The sequence below is a fragment of the Halorubrum ruber genome (assembly GCF_018228765.1).
GTDB lineage: Archaea > Halobacteriota > Halobacteria > Halobacteriales > Haloferacaceae > Halorubrum > Halorubrum ruber.
Genome location: NZ_CP073695.1, coordinates 1,405,156 through 1,424,419, shown reverse-complemented (window position 1 = coordinate 1,424,419; position 19,264 = coordinate 1,405,156). Strand labels below are relative to the sequence as shown.

Below are 19,264 nucleotides of genomic sequence, written 5' to 3'. Positions count from 1 at the left end.
CACCACGGGCGGGGACGCCACCCGGCGAACGCCCGCTCGACAGCGTTCCAAACAGTTTATACACGCGACGCGGGAATTGACGCTCATGCCGCGAGAGCAGAAGCAGGTTCGCGAACTCCAGGAGGGCAGCTACGTGATGATGGACGACGCGCCCTGTAAGATCAACCATTACAGCACCGCCAAACCCGGTAAACACGGCAGCGCGAAGGCCCGCGTCGAGGGGAAGGGCGTCTTCGACGACAAGAAGCGCTCGCTCTCGCAGCCGGTCGACGCGAAGGTGTGGGTCCCGATCATCGAGCGCAAGCAGGGACAGGTCGTCAACGTCAGCGGCGACGAGGTCCAGGTGATGGACTTAGACACCTACGACACGTTCACGATGCGGATCCCCGAGGGCGAGGACTTCACCTCGGACGACAACATCGAGTACCTCGACTACGAGGGCCAACGGAAGATCATCGGGTAGTCGGCATGTTCCCCGGGGCGACGACCGACCGCGAAGCTGCTTCCTACGTGGTCGTCGGCGCTCCGCTCGACGCCACGACCACTTTTCAGCCGGGCACCCGGTTCGGACCGGACCGGGTCCGGAAATTCGCCGAGACGTACGACGACTACGACCGCCGCACCGACAGCCGCTTCTCCGCGCTCGGCGTCCACGACGCCGGCGACGTGCGTCCGTGGGACGACGTCGAGGCGTACCTCGACCACCTCGCCGCCGAGCTGCGGAGCGTCGTCTACGACGACGCGACCCCCCTCCTCCTCGGCGGCGAACACACGGTCACGTACGCGGGCGTCGACGCCGTCGACCCCGACGTCTTAGTCGTCGCCGACGCGCATCTCGACCTCCGCGAGGCGTACGACGGGAACCCGTGGAACCACGCCTGCGTCACGCGCCGCTGCCTCGACGACCTCGGTGTCGACCGCGCGGTGATCGTCGGCGCGCGGACCGGGTCCGAGGCGGAGTGGGAGCGGGCGGCCGACGCCGACGTCGAGGTCATCCCGCCCGAGGACGCTCGCGAGTGGCTCGACGCGCTCGACGGCGAGGACGCGTTCGGAGACGACTCCGTCTACTGCTCCGTCGACGTCGACGCCCTCGATCCCGCCTACGCGCCCGGAACCGGGACGATGGAGCCGTTCGGACTGGAGCCCCGCGAGGTCCGCGACTTCGTCCGCGCGGTCGCCCCCTATGCCGACGGGTTCGACGTCGTCGAAGTGAACGACCGCGACGACGGGCAGGCGGCGGCGCTCGCGGGCAAACTGCTGCGGGAGTTCGTCTACGCGCACGCGGCCGGCGAAAACGGGCCGGGCGAGTGACGGACGAGAGCGTTACGAGACCTCGGAGAGCCGCCGCCGTGCGGCGGTCACCGCCTCCATCGCGTCGATCCACTCGCGGGGGTCGGTACACCAGATGCGGTCCCCCTCGACGCTAACACAGAAGACCGACTCGCCGGAGGGCGACAGCGTGACGCGGTCGACGTCGGGGCGGTCGCCGAGGTACGCGTCGATGAGCCGTCGGGCGGTCTCCGCCTCCGAGCGGAGGCGGTTGCCCTCGGCGTACTCGATGGCTATCTCTGCCATACGCCCAGTTTAGAACTACACGATTAATAACTGCTGTTTTCTGGCAGCGATTGCGGCTTCCCGGTCGCTCCGTCTCCTATCGGCCGTCGAACACGACCTCGCCGTCGACGACGGTCAGCGCGACGTCGATATCGTCGATCGCGTTGTCGGCCTCCCACGGCGACGCGTCGAGCGCGACGAGGTCGGCCCGCTTCCCCGGCTCGACCGTCCCGAGTCGGTCCTCGTCGAAGCCGGCGTAGGCGGCGCCGCTCGTGTACGCACGCAGCGCCTCGGTGACGGTGAGCCGCTGGAACTCGGCGGGGGCGTTGACTGCGTGGTGAACGCCGAACAGCGGGTCCATCGGCATCCCGTCGGAGCCGAACGCGAGTTCGACGCCCGCGTCGAGCATGTCGCGGTAGCGGTTCGTCTCGGCGGTGCGCTCGGGCCCCAGTCGCGCCTCGTAGAGGCCGTCCTCCCGCGCCCACTTCAGGAAGTTCGGCTGGACGCTCGCGACGACGCCCGTCTCGGCGAGCCGCTCGATGGCTTCGTCGTCGGCCAGCTCGACGTGTTCGATCCGGTGGCGCGCCTCGCCCGCGTCAATCCGCGAGGCGTCCTCGTAGGCGTCGAGCACGGCGTCGACCGCCTCGTCGCCGATGGCGTGGGCGGTGAACTGGAAGCCAGCCTCGGTCGCTTCCGCCACCGTCTCGTTCAGTTCCTCGGGGTCGACGACCCACTGGCCGGTCTCGTCGGGCGCGTCCGCGTACGGCTCCGAGAGCCGGGCCGTCCGGCCGCCGAGGCTCCCGTCCGTGTACGACTTGATCGCGCCGGTCTCGACCATCTCGCTTCCGGCGTTCGTCGCGAGGCCGACCTCGCGGGCCGCGTCGAGGTGGTCGCTCCAGTAGTTGATCCGGACGCGGGCGGTGAGCTCGCCGGCCGCGTCGAGGTCGCGGTAGACTCGCGGCGCGTGCGAGTCCCGGACCATGTCGTGGAAGCCGGTGATCCCGCGGGCGGCGCAGTGCTCCAGCGCGGCCTCGACGATCTCGCGCGTCTCCTCGCGGTCCGGCTCGACCGCCCGGTAGATCGGGTCGATGGCGGCTTCGAGCAGAACGCCGGTCGGCTCGCCGTCGCCGCCGATCACCTCGCCGTCGCCGCCGGTCGGCACCGTCTCGTCGGGGGCGTCGGCGAGGTCGTCCGCGAAGCGGTCGAGCGCGACGCCGTTGACCGCGGCGACGTGCATGTCCTCGCGGAACGCCGCGACCGGGCGCTCGGTCGAGACGCGGTCGAGGTCCGCGCGGGTCAGGTAGCGCGACTCGTCCCACGTCGACTCGTCGTAGCCGTATCCCAGCACCCAGTCCTCCGCTTCCCCGTCGCCGTCCGGCGTCTCGCCGCCGCTCGGCTCGGATTCCACTTCCGCCGCGCGCTCGACGAGCAGGTCAACGGCCGCGTCCGGGGAGTCCGCCGCGGAGAGGTCCGCGTGGACGAGGTAGCGGCCGACGGTGGTGAGGTGGGTGTGCGCGTCGACGAATCCGGGGAGGAGAACGCGACCGTCGAGGTCGACCACGTCGGTGTCGACGCCGGCGAGCAGTTCCACGTCGTGGGTCCGCCCGGTCCGGATGATTTTGCCGTCGCGAACGGCGACGGCCTCGTGAACCGCGTCGCCGCCGTCGTCTGCGTCGCCGCCGTCCTCCGGGTCCGCGAGCGTGTGTACCTCTCCGTTCACGAAGATCCGGTCCGCGGCCTCGGTCATGGAAATTCGGGGGGCACACAGCGTGTTAACCGTTCGGGAAACGGCGACCGATTTATTCGGACGCCCGACGAATCGCCGCGTATGTACGACAACGTCCTCCTGCCCACCGACGGAAGCGTCGGCGTCGACCGCGCGATCGACCACGCGATCGACGCCGCCGACCGCTACGACGCGACGCTCCACGTCCTCTACGTCGTCGACAGCGACGTGGTGAACGCTTACTCCGGCGACGAGTTCGTCGACGGCGCCGAGGGCGCCGAGGAGACGCTCGAAGAGACCGGCCGCGAGGCGCTCGACGCCGTCGCCGAGCACGCCCGTGACGCCGGCGTGGATGCGGTCACCGCGCTGCGGTACGGCGTCCCACACGAGGAGATCCTCCGGTACGCCGACGAGGAGGACGTCGACCTCACGGTGATGGGATCGAAGACGCGCTCGGGCGACTACCGCCGCATGCTCGGCTCCGTCACCGAGCGCGTCTCCCGGCAGTCGCCCGCGCCGGTGAGCATCGTGAAGACCACGGTGGAGGCCTGAGCGCCGCGGCCATTTTATAAGCGCTCCCGCACGTCCGCCGCGACCGCCGACAGCGCCGCCTCCGCGACGTCCACCCGGTCCGCGAGGCTACAGAACCCGTGCGCCATCGCCGGGTAGTGGCGGTGTTCGACCGGCGTTCCGTCACTCTCGAAGCGCTCCGCGAGCGCGACACCGTCGTCGCGCAGGGGGTCGAACCCGGCCGTGACGACCGTCGCGGGCGGGAGGTCGCCCAGATCCGGCGCCCGGAGCGGCACCGCGTAGGGGTTCGCGGCGTCGACCGGACTGCGGAGGTACCGCTCGTAGAACCACTTCATGTCCGCGCGCGTCAGGAGCGGGCCGTCCGCGTTCTCTCGGTAGGAGTCCGTCTCGAAGTCGTAGCCGGCGATCGGATAAAGGAGGAACTGGCCGGCGGGCTCGGGGAGGTCGCCGAACTCCCGGGCGCGGAGCGACGCCGCGACGGCGAGCGCGCCGCCGGCGCTGGTCCCCGAGACGCCGATCCGGTCGGAGTCGACGCCAAGCGAGTCGGCCGTCTCCGCGACCCACGCGACCGCGGCGGCGGCCTCGTCGACCGCGACCGGGAACGGGTGTTCCGGCGCGAGCCGGTAGTCGACGGAGACGACGACCGCGTCGGCGCGGGTCGCGAGCTCGCGGCAGATCCCGTCGACGGAGTCGAGCGTGCCGAGCGTCCACCCGCCGCCGTGGCAGTGGACGAGGGCGCGAGATTCTGCCGAGTCATCGACGGCGCTCTCGGGCCGATACACCCGGACCGGCACCTCGCCGTGCGGGCCGTCGAAGGCGAGGTCGCGCACGTCGGCCACGGGCGGCTCGGGCGGCCCGGAGAACAGATCGTCTTCGAGGTCGCGGGCCGCCTCAACGGAGAGATCGCTCCACGCGGGCGGCCCCAGCGATTCGATCTTGTCGATCGCCGCCGCGAGGTCCGGGTCGAGTTCGGCCGCGCGCATGGCGGACCGAGACGGTGGGCCTTTGTAAGTCGGTCGGCAACTCCGGGCGATGGACGTCCGGCTGACCTACGAGGACGGGACGATCCGGGTCGACGCGGACGCCGACCTCGGCCCGGACGCGCTCCCGCCGCTGCCCGGCGTCGAGACCGACCCGCGGACCGGAACCGGCCGCGCGCCGGCGCACCGCTACGCCGAACTCCGGCGGGCGCTCCGGGTGGCCGGCGTCTCGGTCGACGACCGGGTCCTCGACGCGAGCGACCGCGCCGCCGAGGACGCGGGGCTGCCGGACGCGCTCGCGACGGACTACGACCTCCGCGAGTACCAGCGCGAGGCGCTCGACGCGTGGCACGAGGCGGGCGACCGCGGCGTGATCGAGCTCCCGACCGGCGCCGGCAAGACCGTGATCGCGATCCGCGCGATGGTCGAGTTGGGCGTCCCGACGCTCGTCGTCGTCCCCACGGTCGACCTCCTCGACCAGTGGCAGCGGGAGTTGGAGCGCGAGTTCGACGTCCCGATCGGGCGGTTCGGCGGCGGCGAGCAGCGCCGCGAGGCGGTCACGGTGTCGACGTACGACTCGGCGTACCTGAAGGCGGACGGCGTCGGCGACGCCTTCGAGTTCGTCGTCTTCGACGAGGTCCACCACCTCGGCGGGGAGGGGTACCGCGACGCCGCGCGCCTCCTCGCCGCGCCCGCGCGGCTCGGGCTCACTGCCACCTTCGAGCGCCCGGACGGCGCCCACGAGGTCGTCGCCGACTTGGTCGGCGACCGCGTCTACGCGCTCGACGTGGACGACCTCGCGGGCGATCACCTCGCCCCCTACGACATCCGGCGGATCGAAGTCGAACTGACCGACGAGGAACGCGAGCGCTACGACGAGAAGCAGGGGACGTTCGTCGAGTACGTTCGCGACGCGGGGATCACGTTCTCCAGCGGGAGCGACTACCAAGAGCTCGTCAAGCGGTCGGGAAACGACCCAGCGGCCAGAGAGGCGCTCCTCGCGAAGCAGGACGCCCGCGAGATCATGATGAACGCCGACCGCAAGGTCGAGCAGCTCGGGGAGATCCTCGACCGCCACCGCGACGACCGCGTGATCGTGTTCACTGCCCACACCGACCTCGTCTACCGGCTCTCCGAGCGCTTCCTGCTCCCCGCGATCACCGCCGAGACGGGCGCGAAGGAGCGCCGCGAGATCCTCGAACGCTTCCGCGACGGCACCTACGGCCGGGTCGTCGCGGCGAACGTCTTAGACGAGGGGGTCGACGTGCCCGACGCGAACGTCGCGGTCCTGCTCTCTGGGTCGGGCAGCGAGCGCGAGTTCACCCAGCGGCTCGGCCGCGTGCTCCGCCCGAAGGAGGACGGCGGCAGGGCGACGTTGTACGAACTCGTTAGCGCCGAGACCGCGGAGGAGCGGGTGGCGAGCCGGCGACGATAGGCCGGAACTTCCGGAGGCGATATTTAAATATCCATGAGCGGCTGCGACGATTGCTTATAAATGGCGGTGCGGTGGCGCGTGCCTGCGAGGCCGCCTCGCGGCCGAGCAGCACCGCGCGAGGGAGTCAGTCGCCGGAGCGAAGCGGAGGCGACTGACGAGGCTGGGGAGGTGTGAGGCTGCTGTGCGGTTGCGGTCGGGTGGGACTCAAAGGGGCAGTCGCGAGGCGGGCGCAGGCGACGCAAGCACTGGAACGAGGGAGCGAACGAAGTGAGCGACCGAGTGAAGCGCGCAGCGAGCGTGCGCCCGCCTCGCGACTGGGGCTTTGGAGGAGTTCACCGTCGACCTGTGAGCAGCAGCTTATAAGCGAGCGGCTGGGGATTTGGAGGTGGTCGTCGATCCACAGTCGATTATTTATAAACGAGAGACACTTCGATTCGATTCCAGTCGGTACAGAAGAAACATAACACACCTCAATTAGTATAGTTCCCCAATCCTGTCACGGGATCAACCCCATACATTTAAAAAAACAAGTAGATATCTCAGTATGCGATTTTTCACCAGAACCGTCGTCGCGGGCGTACTCGTCGGCTCGGCAGTCGGTATCATCGCAGGGGTGCTCATCGGCCCGGACGGCTGGGCGCTCGGCGGCGCGGTGGCGGGCGGGACCATCGGCAGGAGAAGTACCGATCTCGCGGGAGCGGTAATCGAGAGCTCGAAGGCCGGCGTACTCGCTGCCGTCGTGTTCGCGACCGTTTTCGGATTCGGTAGCGGTGTACGCGCGGCGGTCGACGCCCGGAATCCGGAGCTACTGGCGCAGGGGTTGGGACCGTTCTTCTCGATCGCAGTTATATACGGGATTGGTTGTTTCATTGCCGCCGCCGCCACCGGCGCACTCGTTCACGTCGTCCAGAATTCGAGATAGGTAGTCAATTCGCACGTGTTAACGACCAGCTGGTTCGGTCAAAGATACGTCTGAAGAGGGATTTTCAACAATGCCAGTTATTTATAAGCGACCTGCTGGGGCTTCGGGATCGGTCCTCGTCGAACTACTGACGGTGCCACCAACTGCGACCACTCGTCGCGATTAATCGTCGCCGTCCATGTCGAGCGAGCGCTTCTCGCCGAGCTCCGCTTCGAGGCTGCCGCGTTCCCAGCTCCGGACCGCGTCTCCTTCGACCTCTGCCCGAAGCTTCTCCTCTAAGAGGTTCACCGCGACGCTGTTGGCGCCCTCCGGGATGATCACGTCGGCGTGCTTCTTCGAGGGCTCGATGAACTGCTCGTGCATCGGCTTCACCGTCGAGAGGTACTGGTCGATGACGCCTTCGAGGTCCCGCCCACGCTCGATCACGTCCCGCCGAATTCGCCGGAGAATACGCACGTCGGCGTCGGTCTCGACGAACAGCCGGAGGTCCATCATGGCGTTTATCTCCTCGTCGTACAGCGCCAGGATTCCCTCCAACACGATTACGTCCGTCGGCTCGACGGTGACGCGCTCGTCCTCGCGGTTGTGGATCTCGAAGTCGTACTGGGGCATCTCGACGGACTGCCCCTCCAAGAGGGCCTCCAAGTGTTCCCGGAGGAGTTCCCACTCGAACGCCGACGGGTGGTCGTAGTTGACCTCCTGGCGCTCCTCGAAGTCGAGGTGCGAGAGGTCCTCGTAGTAGTTGTCCAGCGGGATCCGGGTGACGCTGTCGCCGAGGTCGCGGGTGACGAGCCGGGAGACCGTCGTCTTCCCGGCGCCCGTCCCGCCCGCGATCCCGATCACGAACGAGGGAATGGCCATATCGACGTTCGAACGTCGGAGGGTTTGAACGCTCCCTTTCGCGCTTCGCGCGTGGTCGTCGGGCCCGGCTGCGGACGGGTCGCTCCTTCGGGCGGCATGCTAACCGATCTCACGAGTAGGACCGGCGCGAATAAAACGCTACCGGGGGCAGCTTTTAGCCGGTTGGAGCGGATCCGAGTCGTATGCGAACAGACACCACGGTTCGTGACGTGATGCACCGCGAGTTCCTCGGCGTCAGCGAGTCGGACTCGCTCCCGGAGGCGGCCGCGCTGCTGGTCGACGAGGAGACGAACTGCCTGGTCGTCGTGCGCGGCGGCGAGCCGGTCGGGCGCCTGGAGTCCCGCGACGCGCTCGACGCGCTGCTCTCCGCGACCGGCGTCGCCGACGACTCGGACGATACTCCCGATCCCGCCGACCGCACCGTCGGCGACGTAATGGGCCCGCCGCTGCCGACGGTTTCCCCTGACGACTCACTGGCGGCGGTCGAAGAGCGGCTCGTCTCGGAGGGAGCGGACCGCGTCGTCGCGGTCGACGACGGCGAGGCGGTCGGCGTCGTCACGGACGGCGACGCGCTCGCCGCGGGCGCCCCGCGGACCGGCGCCGGCGCCGAGGGGTTCGGCGAGGAGGCCGCGGCCGGCAGCCCCCGATCGGACGGAACGGTGCTGTCGGCTGCAGCCGCCGCGGACTCCGACGCGGAGCGGGGCGCCGAGGCGACGATGGACCCGGAAGCGGCGGAGCGCGCCGCGGCCGCGTCCCGCGACGAGCCCGCCGGTACCGACGGCGGCGCCGACTCCGTCGCGGGCGCGCCGAGCGGCGCCTCAACGCAGGGCGTCTGCGAGAACTGCGGCGCGCTGGTTCCCGACCTCGTCACCGCGAACGGGCAGGCCGTCTGCCCGAACTGCCGCGAGATCTGAGCGAACTGCCGCGAAATCCGAGTCGGCCTCGAAGCGAGCGATTCGCCGGCCGGCAGCCTCAACACGCCCCGAGCCGAAGGCGATCGCATGGGCGAGACGGACGCGCGGATCGAGCCGGCGACCGCCGACGACGTCGACGCCGTCGTCGACATGTGGGTGACGCTCGCCGCCGGTCAGCGCGAGCACGGCGCCACGCTCCGCGGCGAGGCGAACCGCACCGCGGTCAGCGAGTGCGTCGCGCAGTCGGTCGTGACGGGGGAACTGCTCGTCGCCCGCGAGCCAGCCCCCGACGCGGAGACGGAAGGCGGAGGGGACCGCGACGCCGACCCGGTCGGCTTCGTCGGCTTCTCGCTCGAACGCGGCGACTACGAGCGCGACGCCGTCCGCGGGACCGTCAGCAACCTGTTCGTGGTCCCGGAGCGGCGCGGGGAGGGGATCGGCGCGGCGCTGCTCGACGCGGCCGAGCGCGCGCTCGACGAGTCGGGCGCCGACCGCGTGGCGCTGGAGGCGCTCGCCGACAACGACCGCGCCCGAGCGTTCTACGCTGAACACGGCTACGACTCACACCGCGTCGAACTCACGAAGTCGTTGAGCGGCGTCAACGGCGACGGACGCAGCGACGACGGATCGGGCGACGAAAGCGACTGACCCCGGCCGGGTTCGCGGAAAGCGACACGCACACATAGGAGGACCGAGTACGGCCGCACGCGCCAGGGGAGCATGGGTGGTTCATGCACTCGACTTGTAATCGAGACTTCCGGGGTTCAAATCCCTGCCCTGGCTTCGGACCGTTTTGCGACCGTCCTCCGGACATTTCTTAAGTAACCCCGACGCTCACGTCGGGTATGGACTCGTCGGACCGCGCGCTGCTCGGCGTCGCCGGAATCGTCGGCGCGCTCGTGATCGCGGTCGGGTTCGCCGGCGGTGCCCTCTTCGGCTTCGACGGGTCGGTCGCGCGGCCGCTCCGGCTCCTCGCGGTCGAACCGCTCACGTGGATCGTGATCGCCGCGCTGGTCGTCGCGGTCGTCGGAAACGCCTACATCGAGTAACGACCGGGACGGCCGCGCCGCCGGGCGGGGATCCGACTCACCGCACGACCGTCACCGGCACCGGCGAGCGCTGGAACACCGTCTTGGCCACGTTGCCGACGAGGAGTCTGTCCGCGAGCGACCCGCTGTGGGTGCCTAACACGACGACGTCGAACTCCTCGGCGTGGTCGATGATCTGGCGCGCCGGCCGTCCCGCCTCCACGATCGTCTCGATCGCCGTGTCGTACTCGTCAGCGATCTCGCGGGCCCGCTCGAACACCGGCTCCGCGGCCTCGCGGATCCCGCCCTCCTCGTCGTCCGACAGGGCGATCCCCGCGGCCTGCCCCATCATCGGCGACGCGCCGCCGACGACGTTCAACACGGTGATCTCGGCGTCGGGGTGGCCGTCGAGCGCGTACCGGAGCGCGCGCTCGGAGAGGTCTGAGCCGTCCATCGCGACGAGTACGCGCTCTATCATACCGGTAATACGCGCCGTCACCTGATAAACGCACGTGGTGGATCGGGTCGCGCGCCCAGGTCTCCGCTTGCTCAGCCCTCGACGTCCCCGATCGTCCGGACGAGCGCGTCGAGCGCGTACTCGGCCGCGCCCCGCTTCACCGCGTCGCGGTCGCCGTCGAGGACGGCCCGCTCCGCCCGCACGAACGACTCCTCGGTGCCCCACGGCGCGGCGTGCGCGACGCCGAACCAGACGAGCCCGACCGGCTTCTCGTCGGTGCCGCCGGTCGGCCCCGCGATCCCGGTGGTCGCGACCGCCCAGTCCGCGTCCGCTCGGTCGCGCGCGCCCGCCGCCATCTCGCGGACGACGGGCTCGCTCACGGCCCCGTGGGCGTCGAGCGACTCGCGGGAGACGCCGAGTAGTTCGCGCTTGGCGTCGTACGTGTACGTCACGAACCCGCGGTCGAAGTAGGCGCTCGCGCCCGGCACGTCCGTCACCCGCGACCCGACGAGGCCGCCGGTGAGCGACTCCGCGGTCGCCAGCGTCTCGTCGCCGTCCACGAGGAGTTCGTTCAGCCGCTCGGCGGGGTCCGTCGCGTTTTCCATACCCGTCACTCCGAGCGGGCGCCCCTGAGGTTTACGCCCGGGCACCTCGAAGGGCGACCGTGACCGACACCGACTGGGACGAGCGCTTCGCGTCGGGCGAGTACCCGCGCGCGCCGGAGCCGTCCCCCGTGCTTCGCGCCTACGAGCCGTCGCTGCCGGGCGGCCGCGCGCTCGACGTCGCGACCGGCACCGGCCGAAACGCGGTGTTCCTCGCGGACCGCGGCTACGATGTCGACGCGCTCGACGCCTCGGCGGAGGGGCTCCGGATCGTCCGCGAGCGCGCCGCGGAACGCGGGATCGGCGACCGGATCGAGCCGATTCGGGCGGACATCTCGACGTACGGGTTCCCGACCGAGGCGTACGACCTCGTGACGATGAGCTACTTCCACGCGCTCGACCGATTCGCGGACCTCGTCGAGTCGCTCGCGCCGGGCGGGTACCTGTTCGTGGAGGGTCACCTCCGGTCAGCGGAACCGTCGCCGTCGGGCCCGAGCGACGACCGGTACCGCTTCGCGGCGAACGAGCTGCTCCGCGCCGGGCTCGGGGTGAGCGTACGCTACTACGACGAGACGACGACGGAGCGCCCCGGCGACCGCCGGCGCGCCACGGCCCGGCTGCTCGCGCAGAAGTCGACCGGCGGTCGGCAGTCGTACCCGGAACGCCCAAAGGCGCCGGACCGCTGGCCGGGAGGCGAGAGCGACTCAAAAGCGGAGAGCGGGCGGAACCCGTGAGCGACGACGAGACCGCGTCGCCCGCGGCGGTCCTCCGGTCGCTCGTGGCGCGCGCGGTCGACGCCGACCCGGCGAGCCTCGACGATCGAGTCGAGGTCGTCGAGCGCGGAGACGAGCCGGATGCCGACGACGCGGCCGGCACCGACGCCTCGACTCCCGCGGGACGGCTCGCGGAACTCGTCGGCGAGGCCGACAGCGTCGTCGCCGTCGTCCCGCGGTTCGACGCCGACCTCGCCCGGCGACTGAACGCGTCGCTGGCGGCCTCGGGGAGCGACGCTGCGGCCGGAGGCGACGTTGCGGCCGGAGACGACGCTGCGGCCGCGGAGAACGACGCCGAATCCGAGTCGAGCGCGCCGCGCGAGGTCCGCGTGGTGTTCACCGGGTCCGCCAGCGACCGCCTCGCCGGAGCGACTGGACCGGTCGTCCGGCGCGCGCTCGCCGACCGCGGCGTCGACACGTACCGCCACGAGGGCGAATCGCCCGTCGCGGTGGTCCTCGCTGAGGACCGCGCGGTCGTCGGGGTGATCGACGGGGACGGGGTCGCAGCCCTGCTGTGGACGGGGGACCCGGCGGTCCGCGAGTGGGCGGCCGCGACCTGCCGGCGTTACCTCGACGACGCCAAGCGGGTGACCGAGGGGTGAGCGGGTCCGAATCCAACCGGCCGGCAGGTGAACGGGACCGGGTCCGACCGGCCGCGACCGCCCCCGCTCCGCTTTTGAGGGTCGCCGTCGAAGGGGTCGTATGAAAGCGCTACTGCTGTTGGTGGCCGGAATCGGCGGACTGCTCGAAGCCGTCGCGCCGCGGCGCGCCGTCGCACTCTGGACGCGCGCGTTCTACCGGAACGCCGGCGAGGCCGAGCCGCGCGAGTGGACGTACACGGCCGCGAAGGCCGAGGGGGCGCTGGTCGCCGCCGCCGCGCTCGTGGGGCTGTTCCGCCTCGCGACCGCGGACGACGACGCTGCGGCGGGCGACGAGGCGACCGCCGACGGGCGCGACCGCGACGTGACGGCCGGCACAGACGGGGCGTAAGCCGACACCCCGCCCGCGGCGTCGACCCGGCCCACCCGAACGTATATCCGACGGGTCCCGGTACAGATTCGCATGTCGGGCCCTCACGCGGACCACGGGGCGACGGACGCGTCGACGGTTCGCGTCCTCCACGTAGACGACGATCCGGCCTACCTCGACCTGACGGCGACCTACCTCGAGCGGATCGACGAGGCGTTCGAAGTCAGTTCCGAAACCGACGTCGACGACGCGATCGAGAGGCTGGACGCGGAGCCGATCGACTGCGTCGTCTCCGACTACGACATGCCCGGGACGGACGGGCTGACGCTCCTCCAGCGGGTCCGCGACTGCGGGATCGAGATCCCGTTCGTGCTGTTTACCGGAAAGGGAAGCGAGGAGATCGCGAGCGAGGCCATCTCGGCGGGCGCGACGGACTACATTCAGAAGCGCGGCGGCAACGACCAGTACGAGGTGTTGGCCAACCGGGTGCGCAACGCCGTCGACCAGCACCGGTCGCGGGTCGCGCTCGCCGAGAGCGAGGAGCGGCTCTCGCGGTTCATCGACCAGTCGCCGCTGGGCACGATCGAGTACGACGACGAGTTCCGGATCGTCCGGGCGAACCCCGCCGCGGAGGAGATCCTCGGCTACGACGAGTCCGAACTGCTCGGCGGCACGTGGCTTCCGTTCGTTCCCGAACCGGAGCACCGACACGTGGCGGCGCTCGAACGCGACCTCCTCTCGGATAAGGGCGGCTACCAGAGCGTCAACGAGAACGTCCGCAGCGACGGCGAGCGGATCCGCTGCGCGTGGCACAACCAGGTGGTGACCGACGCCGACGGCGAGGTGATCGGCGTGTTCTCGCAGTTCGAGGACGTCACCGAGGCGACGGCGCGCAAACGCGAGATAGAACGGACGAACGCCGTGTTGTCCACCGCCCTCGACGCGCTCCCGGTGGGGATGCTCGTCGAAGACGCGGACCGACAGGTGATCCGAGTGAACGAGCGGCTCTACGATCTGTTCGACATCGACGGGGACCCGGAGGCCGCAGTCGGGCGCGACTGCGAGGCGTTCGCGGCCGACCTGAGCGGACGGTTCGCCGATCCCGAGGGGTTCGTCGAGCGGATCGAGCGGATCGTCGACGCTCGGCGTCCGGTGAACGACGAGCGGCTCGCGCTCGCTGACGGGACGACGCTGGTTCGCACGTATCGACCGATCGACCTGCCGGACGGCGACGGGCACCTGTGGGCATACCGGCGGGCGCGTAACTCCGACTGAAGTGACGATCAGCGGTCCGCAGGCGAGCGCCGACTGACTCAGTCGTTCGCGGAGTCGGCCTCGGCGCTCTCGAACGGTCGTTCCCCGTCGGGCCGGTCGCCGGTCAACAGGACGTGACAGTCGCGACACCGCGCCTCGTAGGACTCCTCGGCGCCGACGAGGATCGTCGGGTCGTCGACGTGGGCGGGCTCGCCCTCGATGAGCCGCTGGTTCCGAGAGGCGGGCTCGCCGCAGACCGAGCAGATGGCCTGCAGCTTGTCGACGTACTCGGCGGTCGCCATGAGCTGCGGGAGCGGCTCGAACGGCTCTCCGCGGAACGTCTGGTCGGTGCCCGAGACGATCACGCGGCTGCCGCGGTCGGCGAGGGTGTTACAGACCTCGATGAGCGCGTCCGAGAAGAAGTTCGCCTCGTCGATCGCGACGACCTCGGCGGGATCGTCGTCGAGGATGTCTCGCGGCCCGTCGCCCTCGTTGTCGACGACGGTCGCCTCCCACTGGCGGCCGGCGTGGCTGCCGATCGTCGTCTCGCCGTAGCGGTCGTCGATCGCGGGCGTGTAGACGGCGACCGACTGCCCGGCGATCTCGGAGCGCCGGAGCCGGCGGAGCAGCTCCTCCGTCTTGCCCGAGAACATCGACCCCGAAATGACCTCGATCCACCCGGATCGAGTGATGGCGTGCATACCCGATCGGGCCGGAGCCAGCGACTAAACCGTTTCTCTCCCGGCTCGCGGTCGTCGCGGAGGTGCCGCGGAGGTGCCGCGGCCGCGCCGTCAGCGGTGGGTCAGACCCCGGTCGCGACCGCGACGATCAGGGCGGCGACGAGGACGTACGCCGCCGCGGAGAGCGCCCAGTCGCGCCGGATCGGGCCGAGCCGCTGGCGCGGGAGCCCGGACGCGCGGGGCAGCGGGACGAGCGCGAAGAAGCCGACCATCAGCGCGAACATCGCGTGGCCCGAGACGACCAGCGCGACGCCGACCCCGACGCCGAGCGTCGCCTGTACCGCCGACACGAGCCCGACGAACAGCAGTCCCGAGCCGCCCCCGGCGACGTAGTGGACCCACGTCGCCAGCCGCGCCGGCGCGTCGTCGACCGGGGTGTCGGTGAGCACGCTCGCCGCGACCTTCGGCGCCGTCTCTCCCTCGGGGAGCCGCGCCATCACTGGGTCCATCGCGAGCGTCGCGACGAGTCCGACGACCGGCCCGAGGGCGAGGCCGGCGAGCAGCGAAAGCGTCGTCATGGAAGGGGACAGGGGCGGGAGCGGCTTCACTCCGTCGGCGGGGGAAATCGGTCCCGGCGTCGGCGGGGAAAGCCGGTCCCGGTATCGGCGGGGAAAGTCGGTCCCGGCGTCGCCGGACCGCCCCCGGCTCAGTCGCCGCGCGGGACGACCGGCTCGCCGCCGATGACGACTCGGGAGACGTCGGCCTGCCCGGCGCGTCTGACCACCGCGCGGACCAGGTCACGGGCCCCGGCGAGGTTGTCCGAGTCGCCGTCGAGGACGAGCAGGTCGGCGTCCGCCCCGGGCTCGACCACGCCGCGGTTCAGTCCGGCGATCGCGGCCCCGTTGACCGTCGCCATCCGCAGGATCTCGCGGGCGGGGAGATCGGAGAGCTTCGCCGCGAACTCCATCTCGCGGAACATCGACGGCGAGTCCGTCATCACGTTGTCGGTACCGAGCGCGACGGTCGTCCGTTTGTTCAGCTCGCGGATCGGCGGCACGCCGACGTTCGTCACGAGGTTCGACCGCGGGCAGACGACGACGGGGGTCCCGCGATCGGCGAGCCGTTCGAGGTGGATCGGCTCGGCGTGGACCATGTGGACGAGGAAGTCCGGATCGAGGTCCATCGCGGCGTTGACGTCGTCGGCGTCGCGCTCGCCCGCGTGGATCCCGAAGGGCTTGCCGGCCTCGCGCGTCGCCGCCCGGACCGCGTCGAAGTCGGCGTCGCGGGCGCCAGAGGCACCGTACCCGTCCGCGACCGAGAGCACGTCGGGGTCGTCGCGGCCGAAGACGACCGACTCGATCGCGCGCTCGCCGAACGGGACCCCCTCGCCCGCGAGCGCGTCGCGGAGCGCGTTCACGCCCTCAATGCCTCCCTCGCGGAACTCCAGAAAGGTGCCCGTGCCGGTCGCCTCCATGTATCGCAGCGTGCGCGCCATCGCGGCCACCTTCTCCTCGTGGTCCGCGTCCCGGAGGAGCCGGTGTTTCAGGCCGTCCGGCGGCGCGACGAGCTCGTCGAGCGAGAGCCCCTCGCCTGCCTCCTTGGCGATCGAGTCGCCGATGTGGGTGTGAGCGTTGACGAACGCCGGAAGGATCACCGCGTCGCTCTCGACGGACGCCTCCTCGATCCGGACGATCTCGCCGTCCGCGACGACGACCCGGCCCTCGACCGGCTCGAAGTCGCGACCGACCAGTACCGTCCCCTCCAGATGCATACCGAGGGCTCGCCAGCCCGGGGTTAAAACGTCACGGGAAGCGACCCCGCTCGGCGGCCTCAGCGCCCGTCGAGCCGGGCCCAGAACCCGAGCGTCTCGGGGAGGAGCTCTCGCGGCTCGGCGGCCGCGGCGGCGTCGCCCTCGCTCGTCGTTTCGCCGCCCTCGCTCGTCGTTTCGCCGCCCTCGCTCGTCGTTTCGCCGCCCTCGGGCTCCGGTTCGACGACGCGCTCGACGACGAACCCCGCGTCCACGAGGGCGCGGTGGAGCTCGGAGACGGTGCGGTCGAACGCCACGAGATCCGCGTCGTACGACTCGTCGATCTCGACCTCGCGGCGCGGCGGCGCGTGGTAGCCGCGCCGGGGCGCGCCGCCGTCCGGGTCGATCAGCTCCCGGAACGGGTGCATCACCGCCAAGTAGAACGCGCCGCCCGGCCGGAGGACGCTGCGCGCCTCCCGCACGGCGGCGTCGAGGTCCGCCACGAGCTGGAACGCCGCCTCCGAGAACGCCGCGTCGAAGGCGTCTTCGGCGAGCGGAACGCCGGTCACGTCCCCCTGAACGAACTCGGCCTCGACGCCGTAGTGGTCCCGAAGGCGCCGTGCGTGTCGGAGCTGCTCCTCCGAGACGTCGACGCCGACCGCCCGGCCGGCGCCCGCCAGCGCGGTGCCCACGGTCCCCTGTCCGCCGCCGCAGCCGAGTTCGACGACCGCCGCCTCTTCGATCGGCGGCGGATACTCGGCGCCGGTGGCCGCGTGGCCGTCCGGGTCGAACGGGGTCGGCGCCGGCGGCGCTCCTCCCTCGTCGGTGTCGGCGTTCCACAGCGCCTGGAACGCGTCGCTCCACTCGTTCCAGAGGCGGCGGTTCTCGCGGTGCGCGTCGGTCACGCCGGCACGTCGAACGGGGTCGGCATAAACCTCACTCGAACTCGTCGAGCGTCGTCGGCATCGCGCCGCGCACCTCGGTCACGAGCCCCTCGGGGTCGAGGCCGAGCACGTCCGCGGCGGCGCGGCCGACGCGGTCGGTCGCCGGTTCGGGGGCGTACACGCCGAGGCGCCACTGGTTGCGCTGCGCGGTCCGGAGCGCGGAGACCAGCGGCGACTGCCGCTCGAGCCGCCGTATCTCGCCGTTGACGGTGACGCGCGCGGTCGACTCGCGCATCTTCGGCTCGGGCGGCACGTCGAGGATCACGTGGTCGCGGGCGACGCCGGCCTCCGCAGCGATCTCGCGTTCGAGGGCGGTCTCGGCCGCGCGGTCCGCGTCGTGGACGCGGTCGGGGACGTCGTCGTACTCGGCCCACACCGCCAGCTTGTAGAGGTCGCGCTCGTCGTACCGGCGGGCGAACTCGGCTGTCGCCCGGCAGTCGCGGACCGCGGCGAGGAAGTCGTGGTCGTCCATCCGGCGCAGCTCGGCGGCCGTCGTCGCGGTCGCGTCGAGGAGCTCGCTCGCGGCCCGGCGCAGCATCGCCTTCGAGATGCGCGCGACGTGGTGGGTGTAGACGACCGGGTTCATCAGCGCGCGGGCGAGCAGGAGGCTCTCGGCGGTCTGGACGTTCCCCTCGTCCAAGACGAGCTCCGGGCCGTCGCGATCGGCTCCCCCCGCGCTGGCCGGCCCGTCGGCGTCCGCGCTCGCGCCGCGCTCGACGAACGTTAACTCGCGGACGAACCGCTCGGTGTCGATGGTGCCGTACGGGACCCCCGTGTGGTAGGCGTCGCGCACGAGGTAGTCCATGCGGTCGACGTCGAGCTCGCCCGAGACGAGCCCGGCGTAGGCCCCCTCGCCGGCGACGATACCGGCGATCCGGTCCGGGTCGAGGTCGTGGCCGCGCAACACCTCGCCGACCGCGCCGGTCGCGAGCAGCTCGTCGACGTCGTCGTGGTACTTCCCGGTCCGCCGGTGGGTGAGCGATTCGAGGTTGTGGCTGAAGGGTCCGTGGCCGACGTCGTGGAGCATCGCCGCCGCCTCGATGCGGTCGGCCCGTTTCCCCTCGATCCCGAGGTGGTCGAGCGCGCGGCTCGCGAGGTGGTAGACGCCGAGGCTGTGTTCGAACCGCGTGTGGTTCGCGGAGGGGTAGACGAGCTGGACCGTGCCGAGCTGTTTGACGTGCCGGAGCCGCTGGACGGCGGGCGTGTCGACGAGGTCCGCGGCGACACCGTCGATCTCGATGTGGTCGTGGACGGTGTCCTTGACCGTGATCATGCGTCCGCCTTCGGCGGCACGCGATAAAAGGCTGGGAGTGTCGCCCGGGTCGGGGGAGCGCCGCTGCGGGCCGCTGTCCTCGCGGGCCGACTCCGCCGCGGCCCGATTTCCTCGCGATCCGACTCCGCCCCCGACCGATTCCGTCGCCCGCAAATTTGCGGCACGATTTATCACCCGGCCGCGCGAACGATCGCGTATGTACGACGTACTCATCGGCGTCGGGCTTGACGACGAATCGCGGGCGACGGCACAGGCCGAAGCGGTCGTCGACCTGCCGGGCGACTCCGACGAGGTGACCGCGCACCTCTGTCACGTCTTTCAGGATAACCCGGAGGGGGCGTCGGTCCACCAGCTCGGGGCCGTGCGGCGCGCCCGGGAGATCCTGGAAGACGCCGGCGTGAACTGCGTCCACCACGAGGCGAGCGGCGATCCGGGCGAGGAGCTCATCGCGGCTGCCGACGCCGCCGACGTCGACCTCATCTGCGTGTCGGGCCGCAAGCGGAGCCCGGCCGGCAAGGCGGTCTTCGGCAGCACCACGCAGACGGTCGTGTTGAACGCGGACCGACCCGTGTTGACCGTCCCGGTGTCGGCTAAGGACTGAGTCGACGCAGAAG

General features: G+C 71.0%; 24 protein-coding genes and 1 tRNA gene. 14 read left to right on the top strand and 11 right to left on the bottom strand.

Annotation, left to right across the window (positions count from 1 at the left end; translation table 11 throughout):
• The first annotated feature begins 85 nt into the window (after positions 1-85).
• A complete protein-coding gene (locus J7656_RS07090; protein WP_017344606.1) occupies positions 86-463 on the top strand; it encodes a translation initiation factor IF-5A in 378 nt (125 codons plus the stop codon).
• Positions 464-468: 5 nt separating this feature from the next.
• Positions 469-1,311, top strand: a complete 843-nt coding sequence (gene speB, locus J7656_RS07085; protein WP_017344605.1) for an agmatinase — start codon at positions 469-471, stop codon at positions 1,309-1,311.
• 12 nt (positions 1,312-1,323) lie between these two features.
• Here the strand turns inward: speB and J7656_RS07080 are convergent, their stop codons facing one another.
• The gene (locus J7656_RS07080; RefSeq protein WP_017344604.1) at positions 1,324-1,575 is read right to left on the bottom strand and encodes a SelT/SelW/SelH family protein; all 252 of its coding nucleotides are present in this window, start codon (positions 1,573-1,575) and stop codon (positions 1,324-1,326) included.
• Positions 1,576-1,651: 76 nt separating this feature from the next.
• Positions 1,652-3,301 (bottom strand): amidohydrolase, encoded by a 1,650-nt coding sequence (locus tag J7656_RS07075; RefSeq protein ID WP_211554493.1) that lies wholly within the window; start codon positions 3,299-3,301, stop codon positions 1,652-1,654.
• Between the two features lie 81 nt (positions 3,302-3,382).
• On the opposite strand from J7656_RS07075, the gene J7656_RS07070 reads away from it, so the two are divergent.
• Positions 3,383-3,832, top strand: coding sequence for a universal stress protein (locus J7656_RS07070; protein WP_017344602.1), 450 nt, complete (start codon positions 3,383-3,385; stop codon positions 3,830-3,832).
• Between the two features lie 14 nt (positions 3,833-3,846).
• Here J7656_RS07070 and J7656_RS07065 read toward each other — a convergent pair whose 3' ends face one another.
• Positions 3,847-4,794, bottom strand: a complete 948-nt coding sequence (locus tag J7656_RS07065) for an alpha/beta hydrolase (protein WP_211554492.1) — start codon at positions 4,792-4,794, stop codon at positions 3,847-3,849.
• Positions 4,795-4,843: 49 nt separating this feature from the next.
• Here J7656_RS07065 and J7656_RS07060 point away from each other — a divergent pair, with 49 nt between their 5' ends.
• Together J7656_RS07060 and J7656_RS07055 are read left to right on the top strand one after the other, a co-directional pair.
• Positions 4,844-6,226, top strand: a complete 1,383-nt coding sequence (locus J7656_RS07060) for a DEAD/DEAH box helicase family protein (protein WP_017344600.1) — start codon at positions 4,844-4,846, stop codon at positions 6,224-6,226.
• 544 nt (positions 6,227-6,770) lie between these two features.
• On the top strand, positions 6,771-7,148 hold the full coding sequence (locus J7656_RS07055) for a hypothetical protein (RefSeq protein WP_211554490.1): 378 nt from the start codon (positions 6,771-6,773) through the stop codon (positions 7,146-7,148).
• A gap of 162 nt (positions 7,149-7,310) precedes the next feature.
• On the opposite strand, the gene udk is transcribed toward J7656_RS07055, so the two are convergent.
• Positions 7,311-8,009 (bottom strand): uridine kinase, encoded by a 699-nt coding sequence (udk, locus tag J7656_RS07050; RefSeq protein ID WP_211554488.1) that lies wholly within the window; start codon positions 8,007-8,009, stop codon positions 7,311-7,313.
• 182 nt (positions 8,010-8,191) lie between these two features.
• On the opposite strand from udk, the gene J7656_RS07045 reads away from it, so the two are divergent.
• From J7656_RS07045 to J7656_RS07030, 4 genes are all read left to right on the top strand, one after another.
• On the top strand, positions 8,192-8,923 hold the full coding sequence (locus J7656_RS07045; RefSeq protein ID WP_017344598.1) for a CBS domain-containing protein: 732 nt from the start codon (positions 8,192-8,194) through the stop codon (positions 8,921-8,923).
• An 87-nt stretch (positions 8,924-9,010) separates the two neighbouring features.
• Complete coding sequence (locus tag J7656_RS07040; protein WP_211554486.1) at positions 9,011-9,571, top strand: GNAT family N-acetyltransferase; 561 nt, start codon at positions 9,011-9,013, stop codon at positions 9,569-9,571.
• Positions 9,572-9,632: 61 nt separating this feature from the next.
• Positions 9,633-9,706 (top strand) — tRNA-Thr (locus J7656_RS07035).
• A 62-nt stretch (positions 9,707-9,768) separates the two neighbouring features.
• On the top strand, positions 9,769-9,972 hold the full coding sequence (locus J7656_RS07030; RefSeq protein ID WP_211554485.1) for a hypothetical protein: 204 nt from the start codon (positions 9,769-9,771) through the stop codon (positions 9,970-9,972).
• A gap of 37 nt (positions 9,973-10,009) precedes the next feature.
• On the opposite strand, the gene J7656_RS07025 is transcribed toward J7656_RS07030, so the two are convergent.
• Together J7656_RS07025 and J7656_RS07020 are read right to left on the bottom strand one after the other, a co-directional pair.
• Positions 10,010-10,429, bottom strand: coding sequence for a universal stress protein (locus tag J7656_RS07025; protein ID WP_017344585.1), 420 nt, complete (start codon positions 10,427-10,429; stop codon positions 10,010-10,012).
• Positions 10,430-10,500: 71 nt separating this feature from the next.
• On the bottom strand, positions 10,501-11,013 hold the full coding sequence (locus J7656_RS07020) for a CinA family protein (protein WP_211554483.1): 513 nt from the start codon (positions 11,011-11,013) through the stop codon (positions 10,501-10,503).
• 59 nt (positions 11,014-11,072) lie between these two features.
• Here J7656_RS07020 and J7656_RS07015 point away from each other — a divergent pair, with 59 nt between their 5' ends.
• The 4 genes from J7656_RS07015 (at position 11,073) to J7656_RS07000 (ending at position 14,027) form a co-directional block, all read left to right on the top strand.
• On the top strand, positions 11,073-11,744 hold the full coding sequence (locus tag J7656_RS07015) for a class I SAM-dependent methyltransferase (protein ID WP_211554482.1): 672 nt from the start codon (positions 11,073-11,075) through the stop codon (positions 11,742-11,744).
• Positions 11,741-12,385 (top strand): transcriptional regulator FilR1 domain-containing protein, encoded by a 645-nt coding sequence (locus tag J7656_RS07010; protein WP_017344582.1) that lies wholly within the window; start codon positions 11,741-11,743, stop codon positions 12,383-12,385. The genes J7656_RS07015 and J7656_RS07010 overlap by 4 nt, the downstream gene beginning before the upstream one ends.
• Before the next feature lie 100 nt (positions 12,386-12,485).
• Positions 12,486-12,773: a hypothetical protein gene (locus J7656_RS07005; RefSeq protein WP_017344581.1), complete on the top strand. Its 288-nt coding sequence runs from the start codon at positions 12,486-12,488 to the stop codon at positions 12,771-12,773.
• Between the two features lie 72 nt (positions 12,774-12,845).
• Complete coding sequence (locus J7656_RS07000; RefSeq protein ID WP_017344580.1) at positions 12,846-14,027, top strand: PAS domain-containing response regulator; 1,182 nt, start codon at positions 12,846-12,848, stop codon at positions 14,025-14,027.
• Positions 14,028-14,065: 38 nt separating this feature from the next.
• Here the strand turns inward: J7656_RS07000 and J7656_RS06995 are convergent, their stop codons facing one another.
• The 5 genes from J7656_RS06995 to J7656_RS06975 form a co-directional block, all read right to left on the bottom strand.
• Positions 14,066-14,707, bottom strand: coding sequence for a thymidine kinase (locus J7656_RS06995; protein ID WP_017344579.1), 642 nt, complete (start codon positions 14,705-14,707; stop codon positions 14,066-14,068).
• A 101-nt stretch (positions 14,708-14,808) separates the two neighbouring features.
• The gene (locus tag J7656_RS06990) at positions 14,809-15,264 is read right to left on the bottom strand and encodes a hypothetical protein (RefSeq protein ID WP_017344578.1); all 456 of its coding nucleotides are present in this window, start codon (positions 15,262-15,264) and stop codon (positions 14,809-14,811) included.
• Positions 15,265-15,392: 128 nt separating this feature from the next.
• Positions 15,393-16,457, bottom strand: coding sequence for an amidohydrolase family protein (locus J7656_RS06985; RefSeq protein ID WP_017344577.1), 1,065 nt, complete (start codon positions 16,455-16,457; stop codon positions 15,393-15,395).
• A gap of 59 nt (positions 16,458-16,516) precedes the next feature.
• The gene (locus tag J7656_RS06980; protein ID WP_211554481.1) at positions 16,517-17,338 is read right to left on the bottom strand and encodes a class I SAM-dependent methyltransferase; all 822 of its coding nucleotides are present in this window, start codon (positions 17,336-17,338) and stop codon (positions 16,517-16,519) included.
• 31 nt (positions 17,339-17,369) lie between these two features.
• Positions 17,370-18,650 (bottom strand): HD domain-containing protein, encoded by a 1,281-nt coding sequence (locus tag J7656_RS06975; protein ID WP_211554480.1) that lies wholly within the window; start codon positions 18,648-18,650, stop codon positions 17,370-17,372.
• 196 nt (positions 18,651-18,846) lie between these two features.
• Here J7656_RS06975 and J7656_RS06970 point away from each other — a divergent pair, with 196 nt between their 5' ends.
• Positions 18,847-19,251 carry a universal stress protein gene (locus tag J7656_RS06970; RefSeq protein WP_017344574.1) on the top strand — a complete coding sequence of 135 codons (405 nt, stop codon included), beginning with the start codon at positions 18,847-18,849 and terminating at the stop codon, positions 19,249-19,251.
• Positions 19,252-19,264 lie beyond the last annotated feature (13 nt).

Bases quoted from the DNA above. Each gene is read 5' to 3' on its own strand.
- J7656_RS07090 (WP_017344606.1), top strand. From the start codon at position 86: ATGCCGCGAGAGCAGAAGCAGGTTCGCGAACTCCAGGAGGGCAGCTAC.
- speB (WP_017344605.1), top strand. From the start codon at position 469: ATGTTCCCCGGGGCGACGACCGACCGCGAAGCTGCTTCCTACGTGGTC.
- J7656_RS07080 (WP_017344604.1), bottom strand. From the start codon at position 1,575: ATGGCAGAGATAGCCATCGAGTACGCCGAGGGCAACCGCCTCCGCTCG.
- J7656_RS07075 (WP_211554493.1), bottom strand. From the start codon at position 3,301: ATGACCGAGGCCGCGGACCGGATCTTCGTGAACGGAGAGGTACACACG.
- J7656_RS07070 (WP_017344602.1), top strand. From the start codon at position 3,383: ATGTACGACAACGTCCTCCTGCCCACCGACGGAAGCGTCGGCGTCGAC.
- J7656_RS07065 (WP_211554492.1), bottom strand. From the start codon at position 4,794: ATGCGCGCGGCCGAACTCGACCCGGACCTCGCGGCGGCGATCGACAAG.
- J7656_RS07060 (WP_017344600.1), top strand. From the start codon at position 4,844: ATGGACGTCCGGCTGACCTACGAGGACGGGACGATCCGGGTCGACGCG.
- J7656_RS07055 (WP_211554490.1), top strand. From the start codon at position 6,771: ATGCGATTTTTCACCAGAACCGTCGTCGCGGGCGTACTCGTCGGCTCG.
- udk (WP_211554488.1), bottom strand. From the start codon at position 8,009: ATGGCCATTCCCTCGTTCGTGATCGGGATCGCGGGCGGGACGGGCGCC.
- J7656_RS07045 (WP_017344598.1), top strand. From the start codon at position 8,192: ATGCGAACAGACACCACGGTTCGTGACGTGATGCACCGCGAGTTCCTC.
- J7656_RS07040 (WP_211554486.1), top strand. From the start codon at position 9,011: ATGGGCGAGACGGACGCGCGGATCGAGCCGGCGACCGCCGACGACGTC.
- J7656_RS07030 (WP_211554485.1), top strand. From the start codon at position 9,769: ATGGACTCGTCGGACCGCGCGCTGCTCGGCGTCGCCGGAATCGTCGGC.
- J7656_RS07025 (WP_017344585.1), bottom strand. From the start codon at position 10,429: ATGATAGAGCGCGTACTCGTCGCGATGGACGGCTCAGACCTCTCCGAG.
- J7656_RS07020 (WP_211554483.1), bottom strand. From the start codon at position 11,013: ATGGAAAACGCGACGGACCCCGCCGAGCGGCTGAACGAACTCCTCGTG.
- J7656_RS07005 (WP_017344581.1), top strand. From the start codon at position 12,486: ATGAAAGCGCTACTGCTGTTGGTGGCCGGAATCGGCGGACTGCTCGAA.
- J7656_RS07000 (WP_017344580.1), top strand. From the start codon at position 12,846: ATGTCGGGCCCTCACGCGGACCACGGGGCGACGGACGCGTCGACGGTT.
- J7656_RS06995 (WP_017344579.1), bottom strand. From the start codon at position 14,707: ATGCACGCCATCACTCGATCCGGGTGGATCGAGGTCATTTCGGGGTCG.
- J7656_RS06990 (WP_017344578.1), bottom strand. From the start codon at position 15,264: ATGACGACGCTTTCGCTGCTCGCCGGCCTCGCCCTCGGGCCGGTCGTC.
- J7656_RS06985 (WP_017344577.1), bottom strand. From the start codon at position 16,457: ATGCATCTGGAGGGGACGGTACTGGTCGGTCGCGACTTCGAGCCGGTC.
- J7656_RS06975 (WP_211554480.1), bottom strand. From the start codon at position 18,650: ATGATCACGGTCAAGGACACCGTCCACGACCACATCGAGATCGACGGT.
- J7656_RS06970 (WP_017344574.1), top strand. From the start codon at position 18,847: ATGTACGACGTACTCATCGGCGTCGGGCTTGACGACGAATCGCGGGCG.